General features: G+C 60.2%; 15 protein-coding genes, 1 tRNA gene and 1 other annotated feature. Of the genes, 2 read left to right on the top strand and 14 right to left on the bottom strand.

Annotated elements, in window-relative coordinates; translation table 11 throughout:
• Positions 1-7: 7 nt before the first annotated feature.
• The 5 genes from HM1_RS05160 to HM1_RS16445 all read right to left on the bottom strand — a co-directional run bounded on the left by HM1_RS05160 (position 8) and on the right by HM1_RS16445 (position 5155).
• Positions 8-283 carry an HPr family phosphocarrier protein gene (locus HM1_RS05160; protein ID WP_417999842.1) on the bottom strand — a complete coding sequence of 92 codons (276 nt, stop codon included), beginning with the start codon at positions 281-283 and terminating at the stop codon, positions 8-10.
• Between the two features lie 109 nt (positions 284-392).
• Positions 393-788 carry a dihydroxyacetone kinase phosphoryl donor subunit DhaM gene (gene dhaM / locus HM1_RS05155; RefSeq protein ID WP_012282245.1) on the bottom strand — a complete coding sequence of 132 codons (396 nt, stop codon included), beginning with the start codon at positions 786-788 and terminating at the stop codon, positions 393-395.
• A 13-nt stretch (positions 789-801) separates the two neighbouring features.
• Positions 802-1440 carry a dihydroxyacetone kinase subunit DhaL gene (dhaL, locus tag HM1_RS05150; protein ID WP_012282244.1) on the bottom strand — a complete coding sequence of 213 codons (639 nt, stop codon included), beginning with the start codon at positions 1438-1440 and terminating at the stop codon, positions 802-804.
• A gap of 139 nt (positions 1441-1579) precedes the next feature.
• A complete protein-coding gene (gene dhaK / locus HM1_RS05145) occupies positions 1580-2578 on the bottom strand; it encodes a dihydroxyacetone kinase subunit DhaK (protein WP_012282243.1) in 999 nt (332 codons plus the stop codon).
• Between the two features lie 273 nt (positions 2579-2851).
• Positions 2852-5155 (bottom strand): sigma 54-interacting transcriptional regulator, encoded by a 2304-nt coding sequence (locus tag HM1_RS16445; protein WP_012282242.1) that lies wholly within the window; start codon positions 5153-5155, stop codon positions 2852-2854.
• A 293-nt stretch (positions 5156-5448) separates the two neighbouring features.
• Here HM1_RS16445 and HM1_RS05135 point away from each other — a divergent pair, with 293 nt between their 5' ends.
• Together HM1_RS05135 and HM1_RS05130 are read left to right on the top strand one after the other, a co-directional pair.
• A complete protein-coding gene (locus HM1_RS05135; protein ID WP_012282240.1) occupies positions 5449-7236 on the top strand; it encodes a methyl-accepting chemotaxis protein in 1788 nt (595 codons plus the stop codon).
• Between the two features lie 128 nt (positions 7237-7364).
• Positions 7365-8522, top strand: a complete 1158-nt coding sequence (locus HM1_RS05130) for an NAD(P)/FAD-dependent oxidoreductase (protein WP_012282239.1) — start codon at positions 7365-7367, stop codon at positions 8520-8522.
• Positions 8523-8578: 56 nt separating this feature from the next.
• Here the strand turns inward: HM1_RS05130 and HM1_RS05125 are convergent.
• The 9 genes from HM1_RS05125 to pdxS form a co-directional block, all read right to left on the bottom strand.
• Positions 8579-8668 (bottom strand) — tRNA-Ser (locus HM1_RS05125).
• A gap of 99 nt (positions 8669-8767) precedes the next feature.
• Positions 8768-9268 (bottom strand): RidA family protein, encoded by a 501-nt coding sequence (locus tag HM1_RS05120; RefSeq protein ID WP_049754046.1) that lies wholly within the window; start codon positions 9266-9268, stop codon positions 8768-8770.
• A gap of 192 nt (positions 9269-9460) precedes the next feature.
• Positions 9461-12460 (bottom strand): diguanylate cyclase, encoded by a 3000-nt coding sequence (locus tag HM1_RS05115; RefSeq protein ID WP_012282236.1) that lies wholly within the window; start codon positions 12458-12460, stop codon positions 9461-9463.
• 213 nt (positions 12461-12673) lie between these two features.
• Entirely contained in the window at positions 12674-13942 is a 1269-nt protein-coding gene (gene serS / locus HM1_RS05110; RefSeq protein WP_012282234.1) for a serine--tRNA ligase, read from the bottom strand.
• 57 nt (positions 13943-13999) lie between these two features.
• Positions 14000-15580 (bottom strand): phosphoglycerate dehydrogenase, encoded by a 1581-nt coding sequence (gene serA, locus HM1_RS05105; protein ID WP_012282233.1) that lies wholly within the window; start codon positions 15578-15580, stop codon positions 14000-14002.
• A 3-nt stretch (positions 15581-15583) separates the two neighbouring features.
• Complete coding sequence (locus HM1_RS05100) at positions 15584-16747, bottom strand: pyridoxal-phosphate-dependent aminotransferase family protein (protein WP_012282232.1); 1164 nt, start codon at positions 16745-16747, stop codon at positions 15584-15586.
• A gap of 99 nt (positions 16748-16846) precedes the next feature.
• Positions 16847-17056, bottom strand: a binding site (T-box leader).
• 103 nt (positions 17057-17159) lie between these two features.
• Positions 17160-18062, bottom strand: a complete 903-nt coding sequence (locus HM1_RS05095) for an alpha/beta fold hydrolase (RefSeq protein WP_012282231.1) — start codon at positions 18060-18062, stop codon at positions 17160-17162.
• Positions 18063-18187: 125 nt separating this feature from the next.
• The gene (gene pdxT / locus HM1_RS05090) at positions 18188-18937 is read right to left on the bottom strand and encodes a pyridoxal 5'-phosphate synthase glutaminase subunit PdxT (protein ID WP_012282230.1); all 750 of its coding nucleotides are present in this window, start codon (positions 18935-18937) and stop codon (positions 18188-18190) included.
• Between the two features lie 8 nt (positions 18938-18945).
• Positions 18946-19833, bottom strand: coding sequence for a pyridoxal 5'-phosphate synthase lyase subunit PdxS (gene pdxS / locus HM1_RS05085; RefSeq protein WP_012282229.1), 888 nt, complete (start codon positions 19831-19833; stop codon positions 18946-18948).
• Positions 19834-20114: the final 281 nt, after the last annotated feature.

Raw genomic sequence — 20114 nt, 5'->3', positions numbered from 1 at the left:
CCGCTCCCTACCCTTCGCCAAAGTTGCCCTCGACCAGCGCCTGCAAGGCGGCCAGGCATTCGGCTTCATCCTCGCCGTCAGCGGACACCGTGAAAGCGGCACCCTTCTTCAATCCCAAGGTCATGACATTCAAAATGCTCTTACCATCGGCCCTCTTGTCGCCGGCCACGATCTGGACTTTGCTCTTAAAACGAGCTGCCGTCTGCACAAACTGGGAGGCCGGCCGCGCATGCAGACCTGTGGGATTCGTCAAGACCAGTTGAATCTCTGTCAACGGAATCACCTCCTCGGGCTGGAAAGTCGGCAGGGGCGGTTCTGCCGCCCCCCGACCTATTTTGGGAACTAAATATTTCAGAAAAATGTTTTATTGGAAAAAAGTGTTTCTTGTGAAACTAGATGATTTTGCGCATCTCCCTGGCGCCTTCCGCCGTCGCCAGCACTTGCTCTAAGGAGCTGCCCACGGACGCCTCAACGGCGGCGCCGATGGCCCCTTCCAGGATGGGGGCGTCGGCGACGCGGACCCGCTCGCGGATTCCTTCATCGAGAAATTCCATCGCCGTATCGGTGCTGAGGAGGGCGCTGCCCAGATCGACGAGGACAAGCACCCCGTCGTCGCTCCAGGCGGCTTGGATGGCTTCACTCACTTTGAAGGCGTCAGTGCCGATGGAACCGTCGGCCATGCCGCCGGCAGGCAGGATTTTTTGATCCGCCTTGGCCATCTGCCGGGCCAGATCGCAGATGCCCTCGGCCACTTTGGCGCTATGGGAGACGATGACGATGCCGACCATTGGCTTACCCCCCTTATGGCGCCTTGCGGCAAAAATCGGTGATGGCCGCCAGCATGATCGCAGCAGACGTGGCCCCCGGATCCTGGTGGCCCTTGCTGCGTTCGCCGAGGTAGCTGGCCCGGCCCTTGGTGGCAACGATGGTTTTGGTGAACTCGACGCCCTGGCGGGCTGCCGCAGTGGCCGCCTCCAGACATTCAACGAGGGGCTTTTGCGCCTCCAGGCCCTGGACAAAAGCCTCAAAGGCCGGCTCCAGCGCGTCAAGCATGGTTTTTTCTCCCCGGGTAGCCTTGCCCCGGTCCTTGATCCCCTGAATGGCGGCGGCCAGCATCTCTTTGACCGTCTCACCGTCTAACGCCCTTTTCCCCTGGGCGGGCGCGGCGGCGCGCAGGAAGGCGGTGCCGTAAAGGGGGCCGGAAGCGCCGCCGACGGTGGAGATGAGGGTCATGCCGACCATCTTCAGCAATGCACCGATATCGGCGTTCGGCGAGGCGGCCGCCTTCGCCCGCACCGCTTCGACGCCGCGGGACAGGTTGATGCCGTGATCGGCGTCGCCGATGGCCGCGTCGAGAGAGGTCAGGAAATCCTTGTTTTGGACGATGGCATCGGCCACCGCCCCGATCAATGCGATGGCTGGATTATTCAACAGCGTCACCTCTGACCGCCGGCGCAGAGCCGGCTAAAAATCTTGCTCGATCCAGGAGGATGGCAGCCATGATCGCCCGTCGGGCTGCCGATGTGTGCAGGCATTAGGCCGGGTTGCGCCAGCCGAAAAATCAGGCAGCTTTCATCTACTAGAACTGGACGAAAGCAGGCGTATCCGCCGGTGCCAGCAGCAGCTCCTTCAACTCGGCGTCGAGCTTCAGCAGGGAGATAGAGAACCCTGCCATTTCCAGCGAGGTCATATAGTTACCCACGTAGGTCTTGGCGATCTGGATGCCTTTTTCGCCGAGGAGCTCGGCCACCCTGCGGTTGACCACATAAAGTTCCATCAAGGGGGTGGCGCCGAGGCCGTTGATCAGGACGGCTACCTCGTCACCGGCGGCGACGTCGATATCGGCCAGGATTTTGTCGAGCAGGTGGGTGACCGTTTCATCGGCGCTGCCGATCCTTTCGCGATGAGTGCCCGGTTCGCCATGGATGCCCATGCCGATCTCCACTTCGTCTTCAGCCAGGGTGAAGCTCGGCTTGCCGGCAGCCGGCACGGTGCAGGGCGAAAGAGCCATGCCCATGGAGCGCACATTGGCGATCACCTTTTCGGCGACAGCTTTGACCTCTTCCAGGCTGGCGCCCTTTTCAGCCTTGGCGCCGGCGATCTTATGAACAAAAACGGTGCCGGCGATGCCGCGGCGGCCGGTAGTCCAGGTGCTGTTTTCCACGGCCACGTCATCATTGACGACCACCTTGGCCACCTGGATGTTGTCAGCTTCGGCCATCTCTGCCGCCATTTCAAAGTTCATCACGTCGCCGGTGTAGTTCTTGATCACCAGCAGGACGCCCTTGCCGCTGTCGACTGCCTTGACGGCTTCATAGACCTGATCCGGCGTGGGCGAGGTGAAGACGGCACCGGCCACTGCGCCGTCCAACATGCCCCGGCCGACGAACCCGCCGTGGGAGGGTTCATGACCGCTGCCGCCGCCGCTGACGAGGGCGACCTTGCCGGCCACAGGCGCATCGGCGCGGACAATGACGTCGAAACCTTCCACCCGCTTCACATACTGGGGATGGGCGAGGACGATACCTTGCAGCATTTCTTCGACGACTTGTTCCGCCTGATTGATGACCTTTTTCATTGTCATCCGCCTCCGCAAATAATTTTTTGTCGTTAGGGCGCATGAGATTTTGTTTGTCCCTTTGAGAAAAATCTCCGCCCGATACAACCTGCTACTTGTTATTGCAAGAACCATGCCAATGCGGTGGAGTTTTAACCGGTGAATGCCAAAGGGGGCTGAAATACGCCCGAAGGCGGCGCACAGGCGAAGGTACAGCCTTTGGCGAGGGCTTGAGAAGAGCGTAGGGCCCGTCTCAACAGATGTTTGCTTGGAAAAAAGTATCAAGCCGTCGGCTCATTCGTTGATACTTTTTCCCAAGGCCGCTCCTTTTTTCCCAGGGCCTGCACCGGCTTCGTTCTTGTCGATGCCGTACTTGCGGGCTTTCGCCGCCACGGTTTTATGAGTCAGTCCCAGGGCTTTGGCGGCGGCGTTGAAGCTGCCGTGCCGGCGCAGAGCCAAGGTGATGATCTGCTGTTCGTATGCTTCCCAGGTCAACAGCGGCGCGTCACCCTGTTCCTCCCACCTATTCTCCCTGAAAAGGGAGCCGCTGATTCCCCCGACCGACCTGCCAATCTTGTGCTCTCTTCCGTTATATCCGCGTTCCCCTGCGCCGTATCTCCCGCCAGCAGGTCGCTCTTCAAGAGGCCTCCCTTCATGATTTTCCTCGGCCGCCCGCTCCCGGAGGTAGGTGGGCAGATCACTGTCGGTGATCCAAGGGCCGTCGCTCAAGGTGACGACCCGCTCGATCAGGTTGGCCAGCTCGCGCACGTTGCCCGGCCAGCTGTAATGCATCAACGCCTCCAGTGCGTCGCTGTGGATGCCTCGCAGCGCCTTGCCCTGTTCCCGCCCGGTCTGCTGGAGGAAATGTTCCACCAATAGAGGGATGTCTTCTTTGCGTTCACGGAGCGGCGGCAGCAAGATCGGAATGACATTCAACCGGTAGTAAAGGTCTTCCCGAAAACGGCCTTCGGCCACCAGCCTTTCGAGGTCCTGATTGGTGGCGGCGATGATCTTCACGTCGACTGTGAACGTCTCTTCGCCGCCGATGCGGCTGATCTCTTTTTCCTGAAGCACGCGAAGCAGCTTGGCCTGCATGCCCTTGTCCAACTCGCCGATTTCGTCGAGGAAGAGGGTGCCCTTGTGGGCCAGCTCGAACTTGCCCAGCTTGCGTTTGATAGCGCCGGTGAAGGCGCCCTTTTCATGGCCGAAGAGCTCGCTCTCCAACAAGGTCTCAGGGATGGCGGCACAGTTGACGCGAATAAAGGGTCCCTTAGATCGCGGCCCCGATTCATGGATGCCTTCGGCCACCAGCTCCTTGCCGGTGCCGCTCTCACCGCGGATGAGCACCGTCGCCGGTCCCTCGGCCGCCTTTTCCGCCATCGCCAAGGCGTCGCGCACCTTGCCGCTCTGGCCGATGAAGCGCGCGAAAGCGCCGCCCGGTTTTTTCGCCCGCCGCAGTTCCTGCTCCAAATACTCGGCGCGGGCGGCCATGCGGTTCAGCTTCTCGGCCAGTGTCTGCACATCGGTGAGGGTCTTGACAATGGAGACCACCCCGGTCACCTCCCCATCGACGATGATGGGATAGGCGTCGGCGATAACGGTCACATCGCCGTCCTTTTGCGCCAGATGGCCCAATACCGGCTTGCCCGTCTCCAAAGCCTGCCGCCGCGCCCCCCGCGGCGACAGGTTCCGCACATCCCGGCCGATCAGGTCCTCCCGGCGGCCGTTGACGATGCGGGCATAGGCGGGGTTCACATAGGTGACGCAACCTTCCCGGTCGACGACGCAAATGCCATCCTGCACCGATTCGAGGACCAGCTGCAGCCGCTCTTTCAGTTCCTTCACCTCGTGCAGTTCGTGCGTCACCTTCTCCAGCGCCGAGATATCCTCAAAGACGGCGACGGCGCCTTTGACCTGCCCGTCGACGACGATGGGCGTCCGATTGGTGAGGATGACCGCGTCGCCGATCATCTGCCGCCGCCCCAGTTCCGGCTGCCCTGTCTCGGCGACGATGTGCATCCTCGATCCGGCGATGACCGCCTTCGCCTTCCTTCCAATCACATCGCTGGCCCGCATGCCCATGATCCGCTCGGCGGCCGGATTGAAGACGGTGACCACATCGTGGGCGTCAGTGACGATCAGGCCGTCAGCCATGCTGGCAAAGACCTGTCCCGCTGTCAGGGCGCTGTCCTGGAGGAGGTTGTCTACCTGGCGCTGGACCTGTTCGTCAGAAAGGGCGAAGTCGCTTTCGAGGAAGCGCACCAGTTCCTCAACGGCGATGGCGGCCTGCGGCGGCTCGTTGCCCGGCCTTTCGGCGCAAGGTGCATCTGCATCAGCCGGAAAGGGCGTCTCACCGGTGTCTTCTGCAGGCCTCGCCGACACCCAGACGGCCTCACCGGGCTGGACAGCGAGAGAGACCAGTTGCAGCAGCGTGGTGGCCGGCACCGGCTTGCGGTCCCGGTGACGCAAAAAGAGGGAGACCCGGTACCGCCTCTTAAGTTCGCTTGCCTTTTGCACGATCATGGCTGCCACGCGGGCATGAAGCCCTTTCTCATGACGGATGATCGCTTTTATCTCGTCGATCCACTGCGTTGACAAAGGATGTTCATCCTCCCTCGAGCCGACGGCGTTAGTCTATGTTATTGCTTTCTCATTCGCTTTTTTCTGAACAAATCCTTTTCGGTAGATTGCCCTTGTATAAAAAATCTAAATATTAAAAAAATTGCAAAATTGTATCTCCCGCTTTTTTTACAAAAATTTGCAAAGGACTTTTCAGCTCTCCTGAAGAAAAGGTAGCCTCACAGAAAAATATTTACAGAAAAAGGCGACCAAGCAGGGGACGTAAAAGCGTCCACAAGGAAAAGACAGCAACGATATAGGAGGCATGCGCAGTGAGACAAATCAAGCATAAGATCATGGTGGCCATCATGCTGACCACCTTCATGATGACGGCTATCCTCGGCGGCACCAGCCTCATGGGGATCTACAAGAACGCCCAGATGGAAGTGGCCAACAAGCGCGCCCAGCTCTACGCCCAGTATGACAGCCTGATCAAAAGCCAGGTCGACCAGGCCATGGGCATACTGCTCTACGCCTACAACAAACAACAGACGGGCGAACTCACCGAAGTCCAGGCAAAAAAACTGGCTACCGACATGATCAAAAGCCTCCGTTACGGCGAGAAACAGGACGGCTACTTCTGGATCGATGCCGTCGACTATACCCTCGTCGCCCACCCCATGCTGACCTATCAGGAAGGGTCTAACCGCAAAAACAGCCAGGACCCCAAAGGCGTCTACATCGTCCAGGAAGTGGTCGCCGCCGCCCAGGGCAAGAACAACGGCTACACCGATTACCTCTGGGAGAAGCCGCAAGACGTAGGTTCGGGCAGGCTGACGCCCAAACGCGCCTACTCTAAGCTCTTCAAGGAATGGGGCTGGGTCATCAGCACCGGCAACTACGTCGACGAGATCGAGACTGCCGTCGAAGCGGTCCGCCAGAAGCAATGGGACACGACCAAGGGCGAGATCATCTTCGAAGCCTTTTTCTCCCTCCTCTCCCTGCTCGTCTCCGGCACCGTCGCCGTCTTCCTCAGCCAGCGCATCGCCAACCCGCTGAGGGCGATGATGGCCGGCATCGAAAAAGATGCCGACGGAAAAATCACCATCCGCAATGTCCATGTCGAGGCCAAGGATGAGATCGGCGATCTGGCCCAAGCGCTGAACGGCCTAACGGCGCAAGTACGGCAGTTCCTTCAACAGGTCATCGAATCGTCAGGCCGGATCACCCAAAACGCCCATGACGTGGACCAGTCCTGCCATCAGCTGGCGCGCCAGTCGATGGAGACCACGGCGATCACCCAGGAGATCAGCGCCGCCATGGAGGAGTCGGCGGCGACGATCCAGCAGATCAACGCCACCATTGAAACCGTGCACGAACAAACCCGTTCGATGAACCAAAACGCGACTGAGGGCCTTACCCTTTCGCGCACCATCGACCAGCGGGCCAACCGCCTCCGCGAAGAGGCCCTGGCCTCGGCCCAGCAGGCTCAGACCGTCTTCGCCGATATGAAGCGCCAACTGACGACTGCCATCGAAGGCTCACGGGAGGTGGAGAAGATCGATGAGCTGGCCAAGGCCATTTTGCACATCACTGAACAGACGAACCTGCTCGCCTTAAACGCCGCCATCGAAGCTGCCCACGCCGGCGAGGTCGGCCGAGGCTTCGCCGTCGTCGCCGGCGAGATCCGCAAACTGGCCGAAGAATCGGCTCGGACCGTCGAGGACATCCAACAGATCGTCACGGCAGCTCGCGCCTCCGTCGCCCTCCTGGCCGATACCTCCGGCAAAGCCGTCGACTTCATGGACGAGGGCGTCATCACCAGCACAACGAAACTCCGCGACGCCGCCGAACAGTACAGCGCCGACGCCAGACGCTTTGAGACCTTCATGGAAGAGTTCAAGGGCACCTGTGACCGTTTGGATGAGACGATGGAATCGATCGCCAAGTCCATCCAGCAGATGACCGCCGCCGTCAATGAGAGCGCCGACGGCATCTCCCAGGTGGCCGTCCAAACTGCTGACATGCAGCATCAGGTCGGGGCGATCAAGGAGAAGTCGGACGAGACGAATGAGAATCTGAAGAAGTTGAATGACTTGGTAAATGGATTTAATATCTAACTTTTCCCGAAAAAACAACCAACGCCCTGATCCTCCATCTGGAGGATCAGGGCGTTGCCCCTTTTCGAGGTAACCGCAGATTGGATAGCCGTCTCTCTTTGCGGTCATAGTAAAAAACGGGTGAGGAAATGAACGTTGCCATCATGGGGGCCGGCCTATCCGGGTTGAGTTGCGCCATTGTGCTGGAGCGATACGGGATCGAGCCGACCATTTTCGAAGATCGCAGTCAAGTGGGCGATCGCTTCGTCACCGGTGAAATTGACATGGAGATCCTCCATCGCCCTGTCATGGATATGTTGCGCTTTTTCTCGAAAGAGCATGGCATCTACCTGCAGCCAGTGGCCAATCTAGCCAAACTGGTCGTCTTTTCGGAGAACCGCCGTTGCGACTTCCAAGGGCATATTGGCTTTTCCGCCACCCGGGGACGCCATCACCAATCCTGGGAGGCCCAACTGGCCCGCCAAGTCCGTGCTCCTATTCGATTCCATTCGAAACACACCTACCAAGACCTGCTGCAAGAGTTCACCCATGTTGTGCTGGCTACCGGCGACAGCGAATATGCAGCGAGGCTGAAGAATTTCCGCATCGATTTTCGGGTCGCCATGAAAGGCGCCACCATCCGGGGCCGCTTTGACCCGCAGATCGTCTGCGCCTGGCTCGACAACCGGATCGCCCCAAAGGGATACGCCTACCTCATCCCCTATTCAGAAGAGGAAGCCTGCTGCGCCATCGCCTATCCCGAGCCGCCGGTAAACCAGCCGGCAGATCTTCCGGGAAATCCGCCCGCTCACCTGCAAGCAGAAGCCTCCAATGGCCTGACCGATAAATCTCCCCGGCCGATAGATGTCTTCTGGAGCCGCTTCCTCGCCCGCTATGCCCGCGACATCGGCGAGCCCCACGACATTCACCATACCTGGGACATCTCCGGCTATCCCATCGGCCGCTGCTACTATCCCCGCATCGGCAACACCTATTTTGTAGGCAACTGTTTTGGCGCCGTCATGCCCTTCCTCGGCTTCGGCCAGTACTACGCCATCTTGACAGGCGTCCATGCGGCCTATGACCTCCTGGGGATGGGAGACTACGCAGAAAAAGCAGCCCAGTATCTAACCTGTTACGAAGAATCCCTTGTCATCCGCCGAGCCATGGAGCACGTCTCCAACCGGGGCTTTGATCGGCTGCTCTGGTTTCTAGATGGCTCTGTTGGGAACTGGCTCTTTGACACCCCAAGGGATGTGTTAGGCACGGCAGCGCAGGTGATGCGGCCCTTTATCTCTTTGCTATAATAAAAAACTGTAGTCGTAACCTAGACTACAGTCATGCTCATAAGGATTTGCTTATTTGGCGGAGGGAGTGGGATTCGAACCCACGGTAGAGTCACCCCTACAACGGTTTTCAAGACCGCCGCCTTCAACCGCTCGGCCATCCCTCCGCATTCACCAGAGCGTCAAAGCCCCGGCAGAAAGTCGTAAATATGTTACCACAGTCACCCGGAAAAAGCAATGGGAAGACACCTTGCAAAATTCATCCCTTACGCCTCCACCTCAACGATGATCTCCACCTCGACTGGCGCGTTCAGCGGCAATTCCGCCACGCCGACAGCCGAACGAGCATGCTCGCCGGCGGCGCCGAAGATCTGGACGAAGATCTCGGAGGCGCCGTTGAGGACGGCGGGCTGGCCGGTGAAGCCAGGAGCGCCGTTGACGAAGCCGGTGACTTTGACGATGCGGACGATCCGGTCGAGGCTGCCGGTGACCGATTTGACGGCCGTCAAGCAGTTCAGGGCGCAGAGGCGGGCGGCCCGGCGCGCTTCTTCCGCTGTCAGGTCGGCGCCAACCTTGCCGGTGTAGAGGAGAAGGCCTTTGACGAAGGGCAGTTGGCCGGCTGTAAAGACGAGGTTGCCCGTCCGGACAGCAGGCACATAGGCCGCCACCGGCGGGATGAGCTCCGGGAGTTCGAGGCCCATGGCTGTGAGCCTTTCTTCCACCGAGAGATTGAGATTATCTTCCTCTTTCGGAACGACCGTCTGCATACCGCTCCACCCTCTTCCCTTTTTGTCGCTGCGCCGTTTGCGGCGCCTCTCCCCATTTCCACGGGCGTCGCCTGTTTTCCTCTTTAGCGCTTTTTACAGGGTTTTCACAACGCGCTTTTGCCTTTTGCGGTGCCTTTGCCTTTTGCCAAGCCTGTACCTGTACAGGCTTTTCGGTAAGACAGGTCATCCCCGTCACTGCGCCTTCTCAAAAGCCGCCACCCGGTTCTTGCCGAGGCGCTTCGCTTCATAGAGGGCCAAGTCGGCCCGCTGGATCAATTTCTCCAGGGTCTTGCCGTCTTCCGGGAAGGCCGAGACGCCCATGCTGAGGGTGATGTACTGAAGTTGGCCGTCACCGATCTCGATGGGGGTCTGTTCGATCCGTTTGCGGATGCGGTCGGCGATGGTGACGGCCAGTTCTTTGGAGACGCCCATGAGGATGACGGTGATCTCTTCGCCGCCGAAGCGGACGGCGATATCCTCTTCGCGCAGGCAGTTGCGCACGTTGGCAGCCACCATCCGCAAGGCCTTGTCGCCGGCGTCATGGCCGAAAGTGTCGTTGAACCCCTTGAACTGATCGATGTCGGCCATGATCAGGCAGAAGGGCCGTTCCGTCTCGCGCGATCGGACAAGGAGGTTTTCCAGGGTTTGTTCCAGGTAGCGCCGGTTATGCAGGCCGGTCAGCGGATCGATCAGTGAGAGGCGGCGGTTGTGGTCGATGAGCCGCATGTTGCTGATCGTCGGCGCGGCCAGCGCCAGGAGGCTGCGCACCACCCGCGCCGTCTGGTCATTGAAAAATCCGGTGGCGCCGCTGTAGAGGTGGAGCACACCCACGACCTGGCCGCCGACGCTGAGGTTGGTGCAGAAGTAGCTCCCTTGGTCGGCGTTGACCTCATGGCAGGGGCAGCCGTACTCGATCCGGGCGTCTTTCACCACCAGGTCGACGCCGGAGGCGTAGGCTTTGCATCGCTCAGGGTGAAACTCGCCGGTGAAGAAAAACCCGTCGTCAGCCCATTGAATCAAGGTCGGATGCTGGACCGGGGTCGTCACGCAGCGCAGCAGGATGGCGTCGATCTTGCCGTTGGCGCGGCCGAGGCGGCGCAGGTAGTGGGCCAGGATGGCGTAGACCTCCTCCTCCGTCGTGGCCCGGGCAAAGTCGATGGAGCAGCTCAGGAGCAGTTCCTCCTGGCGTTTGCTTTCCATATACTCGGTCAAGTCGTTGAAGGTGACGATCATCGATTCGACGGTGCCATCATCGCTGAAGGTAGGCGTCTGGGTGAGGACGCCCCAGTAGATCCGTTCGCCCGTTAGGATGCCGATCTCCCGGTCTTTAAAGGGCGCCTTGCGCCGCGAACCCTCCCAGCGGGCGATCTCCTCTGTCGGGATCGGCCGCCCCTCCCGGTCGACAAAGGTGCAGTAGAACTCTGCCAGGGGATGGGGCAAGGGCTGATTCTCCGTCACCTGCAGGATCTCCCTCGCCGCCGGGTTGAGGTCGATCACGTCGCCGGCAGGTGACAAGAGGAGGACCGCTTCGGTCAGGTTGTGAATGAGCGTCCGGTATTTCTTTTCGGAGCGCTGGATCTCCAGCTCCTTCTGCTTGCTGGCCGTCACGTCATAGAGGGTCACGACCATGCAGCGCCGCGTGGGGATCGGTGACGCCGAGACCATCAGCCAGAGACTTTTGCCGTCGCTGTTGAAGGAAAGGCGCAGCAGTTGGTCGTAGATGGCTTGTCCCGTTTCCATAAAGCCCCGAATCCGATCTTCGCTCAGGAGGATCAAGTCTCCCGACTCATCGAGGAGGCGGACCTCTCTGCTCCACTCCCGGACCGTCAGCGTCATATCGGAGCGGTCCGGCAGGCGAAGCAGTTCCCGAGCGCGCCAGTTCATCTCGATCAGGTGCCCCTCTTCGGAAAGGATGAGGATCCCTTCTCGGGACGCCTGAAAGCTCATCTGCAGGCGCGCCTTTTCCTCCTGCAAGGTCTCCTGGGCGGCAGCCAGGTAGGTAACGTCCCGAAAGACGGCGCGGATGCAGGGCTCACCCCGGAAGTCACAGGTCATCTCATAGGAAAGCCAGAGGTAGCGCTCCCCCGGTCGCGGCAAGGCCGTCGTGCAAAGGAGGGCGTCGCGGGAGGTGCGCTGGATGAAATCGCGGTGGATCAGGTCCGCCGCTTTGGCGTCCAAAAAGCCGGTAAACTCCCAGCCGAGGGCTTCGGAGCTGTTGTTCAACCCCAGCATCTCGGCGCCCGCCGGGTTGATCCAGAGCACGCGGAAGGTTTTGCCATCCAGCTCAGCCACACCTTCGCCGATCAGGCTGAGGGCTTTGCGGCTGCGCGCCGCCTCTCCCTGCAAGACGCTGCGGTAGTTCTTGCGCACCGCCCGGACGATGTCGGAGTGGCTGACCATGCCGCAGATGCGCCCCTCAGGGTCGCGCACCAGCAGCCGGCGGATGCGATGCTGCTCCATGATGCGGGCCGCCTCGAAGAGGGACACCTCCTGGGAGACGGTCATCGGCGAGGGGCTCATGACCTCGGTGATGCTGCTGTCAAGGCTGCGGCCGCTGCGCATGAAGCGCACCACATCCCGTTCGGTCAGGATGCCGACCGTCTTGCCATGCCGGTCGATGAGCAGGGAGCTGAGGCGCTGCGCATTCATGATGGCGAAAGCGACTTTGATGTCCGTACTGGCGTCAGTGCGGTGCAGCGTCGTGGACATGCAGTCGGAGACGGTCAGCGGCTTTTTGAAAAACTCCTCTTCCAACTTGCGGACCACATCGGTATAGGTGATGATGCCCTTGGCCGAGAGGATACCCTTGTCGTCGGCGCGGAGTTGGTGCTTGCGGTAGCGTTCGGCGCAGGGCTCGCTGACGGCGACGTCGGCATCAACGCCGGTGACTAGCAGGTGACGGACTTTTTCTTTTTCCATCACATACAGGGCTTCATCGATCGGCACTGTTTCAGGCAGATGGACAAGGTGACTGGTCATGACCGCCTCGACCGCCGTTTTCAGCGGATCGATGCCGGTGGCAACCAGCCGCACCAGATCCCGTTCCGTGATGATCCCGACGACGGCGGAACCGCGCGTCACCAACACACTGCTGATGTTTTTATCACTCATCAGCGTCACGGCGTCGACCAACAACGCTTCCCCCTGCAACGTAACCAATTCCCTGCTCGCAAGGGACGCCAGCGTATGCAAAGTAAGCCCCCTCCGTTTCAACAAAACAGAAAAAGTCCCTAAGGCCTGTCTATTTCATCGTTTTTTCATATATAATGGAATTCCAAAAACATGCATTCAGGCAAGCAGATAGATGATCTTTCTTCGGCGCTAAACGTTCAAATCCTGCTGCAAGCAAAAAGAAAGAGTCTCCTAAGATAGGAAACTCTTTCAAAGTAGGTGAGGTGCGGACAATCAGCCGCCGATGACGTCGACGCCCATGTAGGGGCGCAGCGCCTCGGGGATGACGACGCTGCCGTCCGGCTGCTGGCAGTTCTCCAAGATGGCGGCGACGGTGCGACCGACGGCGAGTCCGGAGCCGTTCAGGGTGTGGACGAATTCAGGCTTGGCCTTGGGGCTCGGCCGGAAGCGGATGTTGGCCCGCCGCGCCTGGAAGTCCTCGAAGTTCGAACAGGAGGAGATCTCTCGGTAAGCGCCGAAGCTCGGCAGCCAGACCTCGATGTCGTAGGTCTTGGCCGCTGAGAAGCCCATGTCGCCGGTGCAGAGGGTGATCACCCGATAGGGCAGGCCCAGCAATTGCAGGATGTGCTCAGCATCCTTCGTCAGCTTCTCCAACTCGTCATAGGAGTTTTCGGGCCTGGTGAACTTGACGAGTTCCACCTTGTTGAACTGGTGCTGGCGGATGAGGCCGCGCGTGTCCCGCCCGGCGGCACCGGCTTCGGCGCGAAAACAGGCCGAATAGGCGCAGTGGTGGATGGGCAGCTTGTCGGCGTCCAAGATCTCGTTGGTGTAGAGGTTGGTCACAGGCACTTCGGCGGTGGGGATGAGGTAGTAGTCAGTCCCGGCGACGGCGAACATATCTTCGGCGAACTTGGGCAACTGACCTGTGCCGAGCATGGACTGCCGGTTGACGAGATAAGGCGGCAAGACTTCCGTGTAGCCCCGCTGGGCATGGGTGTCCATCATCAGGTTGATGACGGCTCGCTCCAATCGAGCGCCGAGGCCTTTGTAGACGGTGAAGCGGGCGCCGGAGATCTTGGCGCCGCGCTGAAAGTCAAGGATGTTGAGGTCCTCGCCGATGTCCCAATGGGCTTTGACCGGGAAGTCGAAGGTCCGCGGCGTTCCCCAGCGCCGCACCTCCACGTTGTCCTCCTCCGATGTGCCGACGGGAACAGAGGCGTGGGGGATGTTGGGGATATAGAGCATCCGGTTGTCCATGTCGAGTTCGATCCGGGTCAGCTCGTCGTCGAGGGCCTTGATCTGATCGCCCACCTGGCGCATCTCGGCGATCAGGGCCTCGGCGTCTTCCTTGGCCTTTTTCCTGCGGGCGATCTCAGCCGAAACGGCGTTGCGCTTGGCTTTGAGGCTCTCCACCTCCACCACCAGGGCGCGCCGGCGGCGGTCCAGTTCGAGAAAATCGTCTAAGGAGATGTTGGCGCCCCGTTTTTGCAGGGCTTCCTGCACCGCCTCGGGATTGGCGCGTACAAACTTGGTGTCCAGCAAAGGGATCCCTCCCGGAACAGAGTAGGAGAAGCAGCGAGTCGCGGGAGACTGGGCGACTTAACCGAGGTTGACATATTTCACGTCAGCCACGCCGTCGATCTTGGCCAGGTCGGTCAAAACCGCGGCGGGCACGGGGCCGTCGATGGTGAGGATGGCGACGGCGTTGCCGCCGAAGTCTTTGCGGCCCAGGTGCATGCCGGCGATGTTGACGTTATGTTCGCCGATGATGGTGCCCAGTTGGCCGATGATCCGCGGTTTGTCCGTATGAGGGACGACAAGCATGTGGCCTTCGGGAGCCATATCCATGTCATATCCGTCGATGCTGACAAAGCGGGGCTTGTTCCTCAGCAGCGTGCCGCTGACCTGGCGCTTGCCCTGGTCGGTCTCAACGACGACACAGATCTGGACAGCGTAGTCCTGCGCGTCGGATGTCTTCGCTTCAATGACCTGGATGCCGCGCGCTTTGGCTACATGGGGGGCATTGACGTAGTTGACGGACTCTTCAAGGGCGTATTTGAGCAGGTTTTTGAGCAGCGTCGTCGTCAAGGGGGTGACATCGTATTTGGCCACATCGCCCTTGAAGGTGATGGCCACCTTCTCGATGCGGTTGCCGATGGTCTGGCCAAGGTAGCTGCCCATCTTCTCCACCAGATTGAGATAGGGTTTGAAGATGGTCATCATCTCTTGTTTAACGGCGGGGATGTTGACGGCAGCGCTGACGGCTTCGCCGCGGAGCACCCGCAGGATGTCGTAGGCCACGTCGATGGCCACGTTGACCTGGGCTTCCTTGGTGGAAGCGCCCAGGTGGGGCGTGGCGGTGACCTGGTCGAGGGCAAAGAGGGGGCTGTCGGTGCAGGGCTCTTTTTCAAAGACGTCGAGGCCGGCGGCGGCTACTTTGCCCGACTGAATGGCGTCGTAAAGGGCTTGCTCGTCGATGATGCCGCCGCGGGCGCAGTTGACGATGCGGACGCCTTCTTTCATGATGGCAAACTGGGCGGCGCTGATCATGCGGTAGGTGTCTTTCGTCTTAGGCATGTGAACAGTGATAAAGTCAGACTGGCGGAAGACCGTCTCCAGGTCGGTGACGGTGACGCCGAGGCTCTTCGCCTTTTCCACGGAGGCGTAGGGGTCGTAGGCGATGACAGTCATGTCGAAGGCGCGGGCGCGCTTGGCCACTTCCGATCCAATTTTGCCCAGTCCCAGGATGCCCAGTGTTTTGCCTTTTAATTCAATGCCGGTGTACTTGCTGCGGTCCCATTTGCCGCCTTTCAAGGACAGGTTGGCAGAACCGACGTTGCGGGCGATGGCGAGGATGTGGGCCACTGTCAGTTCGGCAGCGGCGATGGTGTTGCCTTCGGGGGCGTTGACGACGACGATGCCCTTCCGGGTGGCCGCTTCCACGTCGATGTTGTCGACGCCGACGCCGGCCCGGCCGATGGCTTTCAACCGGTCGGCCGCTTCGATGATCCGCTTGGTGATTTTTGTTTCTGAACGGACGACGACAGCATCGTATTCGGCGATGATCTCGACGATTTGATCTTCTGTCAGTTTCAGTTTCACGTCGACGGCGACATCGCCGGCCGAGGTGAGGACATCAATCCCTTTTTGCGAAATCGGGTCACATACAAGCACGCGCATGGTTTAGAGTAGCCCCTTTCTTGACATAATGACTTCTTGTGCTGCCTTGACGCCGGCGCCCAGTTCAACAGGGTAGCCGAGTTCTTTGAGGGTCATCTCCAGGGCGGCGACGGTGGCCAGGACGTCGAGGTGCTGCCCATACCCGAGGTGGCCGATGCGGAAGATCTTGTTCTCCAGCTTCTTCTGACCGCCGGCAAGGACCACATTGTGTGCTTCGCGCATCCTCTTGTTGATGGCCTTGGCCTCGATGCCTTCGGGCGCCCAGACGGCGGTGACGGCGGCGGAGGCGACGGCGTCATCAGCCAGCAGTTTCAGCCCGAGGGCTTTCACGCCGGCGCGGGTGATGTCCCGCAGGTAGCGCTGCTTGGCGAAGACAGCCTCCCTGCCTTTTTCCCGAAAGAGCTGGAGCGCTTCTCGAAGGCCTGTCAGTTGCGGGATGGCCGGGGTGACCGGGGTCTGGCCTTTTTCGAGAAACTTCTTGGCGGAGCCGAGGTCCCAGTAGAACTTGGGGGCTGTCGATTTCTCATAAGCCGCCCAAGCCCGAGGGCTGACGGAGACGAAGGCGACGCCCGGCGGGATCATGAAGCCTTTTTGGGCGGCCGTGACGATAACGTCGAGGCCCCACTCGTCGGTCTTCACTTCCATGACGCCAAGGCCGGAAACGGAGTCAACGAGGATCAAGGCGGGGTGGTCGCCACGGATCTCGCTGAGGCCTTTGAGGTCGTTGCAGACGCCGGTGGACGTTTCGTTGTGGGTGACCAGGATGGCTTTATATTCCTTGTTCACATCGGCGGCCAGTTTCGCCTTGACCACGTTCAGGTCGACAGCGGTGCCCCATTCGAAGTCCACCTTGTCGACGATGCATCCGTAGGTCTGGGCGATGGTGGCGAAGCGATCGCCGAAGGCGCCGATGGAAAGGGCGAGGACCTTGTCGCCGGGGGACAGGAAGTTGACGATGGCCGCCTCCATGCCGCCCGTCCCGGAAGAAGGCAGGATGAGGACGTCGTTTTTTGTCTGGTAGGCATACCTGATGCCTTCGGTGACTTCGTCGATGAGGCGCTTGAAACTCGGCCCCCGGTGGTTGATCAGCGGTTCCGACAGCGCCCGCAGGAGCCGAGGCGGAACAGGCGTCGGTCCGGGAAGCATCAGATATTCTTTTTCAAACAAAAAGAGTGCGCCTCCTTTGGTACCTTGCGCCCTTTGTGGCGCCCTGATCGTGTATGCAGAGGATAAAATATAAAAAACCCCTCGCTCCATGACTGTTGTGTCAGGGACGAGAGGCTGTGACCCGTGTTGCCACCCTGCTTGACCTTTCCGTCAGGAAAGGCCCGCTCGACATGCATAACGGACATGACCGGGCCGGCTCATCGCCGCCAGCTCAGGGGTGGAAATTCACCGGATCCTCGGGTTGGCTCGCATCAACCGCCAACTTTCTGTGCCTTTTCTCCGATTACTGTTCCCCGTCATCGCTTCTTCCAAGGTGAGGACGTTACCATGGAGTGTAGCACAGGCGTGGATGATTGACAAGACTTTTTATGTTAAAAAATTAGGGCAATTCTCGGCAGCCGGTGACGATTGGCTAGCAGCCGGCGCCCGCAAGCTGCCGCCGCTGCTTTTGGGCGCAATCTCGCAACAGGGTCTGCCGCAAAAAATCGGCAATACAATCATTGACCGCTTCGGGGTTGTCCAGGTTGGTGGCATGGCCGGCGTCAGGGATCAGCCGGTGGCAGGCCTGGGGGATGGCCTCGCAGATGAATCGGTGTTGGCGACGCATCATCCAGTCGGCGTCGCCTTCGATGACCAGGGTCGGACAAGCAACCTTGGAGAGGTCGGCCAGCGTCTCCATGCGGCAGGCGATCTCCCAGATCAGGTTCCAGCGCTCTTTGGGGTGCTGCACCGTCACGCCGTAGAAGTACTCCTCTAAGTCGGGGTGAAAGAGGCTGAGCCCTTTGGCATGCATGCTTGCAATCTTTTCCATGGTGGCGAAACGCAGAGTGAGTCCGTAAAAGAAGAAGGAGAAGCCCTGCAGGGAGATGTCGATCAACTCGCTGAAAAACTTTTTCAGCGAACCTTCCTGCAGGGTGATGGCTAAGCGGTTTCGCCAGTTGTAGGCGCTCGTCACCGGCGTGCCCATCAGGACGAGAGCCGCCACCCGTTCAGGATACAAGATGGCCGTCCGCAGGGAGATGTGCCCCCCCATGGAGCAGCCGACGAGGACAGCCTGCTCGACGCCGAGGTGGTCCAAAAGGGCCATCTGGTCGCGGCTGAAGTCGTCCAGGTCGGCAAGGTCACAGCAGCCTGAGCGACCGTGAAACCGGACATCCCAGAGGATGACGCGGTAGTGACGGCTGAAGGGCTCCACCTGGGGCAGCCACTGTCGGTGATCCCAGCCGGCTCCATGGGTGAAGAGCAACGCCGGCGCTTCTTCGGGGCCATAGACCTCATAGCTCAGGCGAACACCGTTGGCGATTGCAATAGCCATTGCTTCTCCTTTCGATGACAAAAACCCAGGAAAACAAGAAGCCTGTGACCTTCTCACGAGTCACGATAGCTGCGCGGCAGCGCCTTTGCAAGGGAAATGCGACGGCCGATCCATCGCGTCCCTGATCACGCCCGTTCCGCCACCATCTTGAGAAAATAGCGGTGCATCCGGTCGTCTGTCGTCAATTCGGGGTGGAAGGCCGCAGCCAAGAGGTGTCCCTGGCGGGCCAGCACAGCTTTGCCTTCGTGGCGAGCCAAGATCTGCACATCCGGCCCCGCCTCGGCGATGTAGGGCGCGCGGATGAAAACGGCAGGAAAGGCCCCCCTGCGGATGTGGCCGCCGGTCCGATTCGCATCGACAGTCTCCTTCGCATCGACGGTCTTATCAGCAATAGCCGTCTCGTCAACGCCATCCGTACTGAGGGCATCGAGCCCGTCAAGGACCGGGATATCGAGGGCGATCTCGAAGGAGTCGACCTGGCGGCCGAAGGCGTTGCGCACGGCGGTGATGTCCATGAGGCCGAGGCGCTTCTGCGCTGACCGCTCGATCCGCTGGGCCAGCAGGATCAAGCCAGCGCAGGTGCCCCAGAGGGGCATCCCCGCAGCGGCCCGCTCCCGGATCGCCCCATCGAGGCCGAAATCGGCCATCAGCTTGCCGATGGTGGTGCTCTCGCCGCCAGGCAGAATCAGCCCGTCCAACCGGGACAGTTGCTCGGGCTTTCGCACCTGCACGACGACACAGCCGAGGGAGCGCAACATCTGCTCATGCTCGCGAAAGGCGCCTTGCATCGCCAGGACGCCGATGGTGAGCGCTTTTTTTTCTGTATCGGCTGCTTTATTGATGGGAACTCCCTTTTTGTTCGTGCCTTCGGTCATGACCCCGACTACCAACCGCGCTCTTGCATGCGCTGTTCCGCCGGGATGGTCGGGATCTCGATGCCCACCATCGGCTCGCCCAGGTCTTTGGACACCTCGGCGATGACCTTCGGGTCGTTGTAATGGGTCGTGGCGGCCACGATGGCCTTGGCCCGGCGGATAGGGTCGCCCGATTTGAAGATGCCTGAGCCGACGAAGACGCCATCGACGCCCAGCTGCATCATCAAGGCGGCGTCAGCCGGGGTGGCGATGCCGCCGGCGGCAAAGTTGACCACGGGCAGGCGGCCTGTCTCGGCCACCAAGCAGACGAGTTCGTAGGGGGCGCCGATCTCCTTGGCGAAGGACATGCGCTCTTCCTTGGGCAGGGTCGTCAGTTTGCGGATCTCGCTCATGACCTGACGGGCATGACGCACGGCTTCCACCACGTTGCCGGTGCCGGGCTCGCCTTTCGTCCGGATCATGGCCGCGCCTTCGCCGATGCGCCGCAGTGCCTCTCCCAGGTTGCGGGCGCCACAGACGAAGGGCACCTTGAAGTCGTTTTTGTTGATATGAAACAGATCATCGGCCGGCGTCAGCACTTCCGACTCATCGATGTAGTCGATGCCCAGCGACTCCAGCACCTGAGCCTCGACAAAGTGGCCGATGCGGGCTTTGGCCATGACCGGGATGGTGACAGCGTCCATGATCCGCAGGATCACCGTCGGGTCAGCCATGCGGGCCACCCCGCCAGCGGCGCGGATATCAGCCGGCACGCGCTCCAGCGCCATGACGGCGCAGGCGCCGGCTTCCTCGGCGATCTTGGCCTGCTCCGGCGTGGTGACATCCATGATCACGCCGCCCTTGAGCATCTCGGCCAGGCCTTTTTTCACTGTCCAGGTTCCTGTTTCTGTCGTCATTCGTAAATCCCCTCCTGCGCGTGATTGGGCACCCTTTTGGCCTCCCGCGCCGGGGGTCGCCCCGAATATTCTTCCCAAAACGATGTAAAAAAGGTAGTCGCTCAGTGACTACCCCTGTATTTTACATGATCCATCAGGTGCGGACAAGGACAGGCCAGGGAAATCTCCAGCGCCTAAAAAGGGCAAATCTCCCTCTCGAGCCTTATGCGCCTTATTGGAAAGCAACACCGCTCGCCTCCAACAGCATAGTTGCATTCTGATCATTTCGTAGACGGTTGACT

The sequence above is a fragment of the Heliomicrobium modesticaldum Ice1 genome (assembly GCF_000019165.1).
Lineage (GTDB): Bacteria > Bacillota > Desulfitobacteriia > Heliobacteriales > Heliobacteriaceae > Heliomicrobium > Heliomicrobium modesticaldum.
The sequence above is the reverse complement of the archived record's forward strand: the minus strand, read 5'-3'. Positions and strand labels throughout refer to the sequence as shown.

Coding starts and splice junctions, on each gene's coding strand:
- dhaM (WP_012282245.1), bottom strand. CDS start 788: ATGGTCGGCATCGTCATCGTCTCCCATAGCGCCAAAGTGGCCGAGGGC.
- HM1_RS05095 (WP_012282231.1), bottom strand. CDS start 18,062: ATGGCTATTGCAATCGCCAACGGTGTTCGCCTGAGCTATGAGGTCTAT.
- serA (WP_012282233.1), bottom strand. CDS start 15,580: ATGCGCGTGCTTGTATGTGACCCGATTTCGCAAAAAGGGATTGATGTC.
- HM1_RS05130 (WP_012282239.1), top strand. CDS start 7,365: ATGAACGTTGCCATCATGGGGGCCGGCCTATCCGGGTTGAGTTGCGCC.
- HM1_RS05120 (WP_049754046.1), bottom strand. CDS start 9,268: ATGCAGACGGTCGTTCCGAAAGAGGAAGATAATCTCAATCTCTCGGTG.
- pdxS (WP_012282229.1), bottom strand. CDS start 19,833: ATGACGACAGAAACAGGAACCTGGACAGTGAAAAAAGGCCTGGCCGAG.
- dhaK (WP_012282243.1), bottom strand. CDS start 2,578: ATGAAAAAGGTCATCAATCAGGCGGAACAAGTCGTCGAAGAAATGCTG.
- pdxT (WP_012282230.1), bottom strand. CDS start 18,937: ATGACCGAAGGCACGAACAAAAAGGGAGTTCCCATCAATAAAGCAGCC.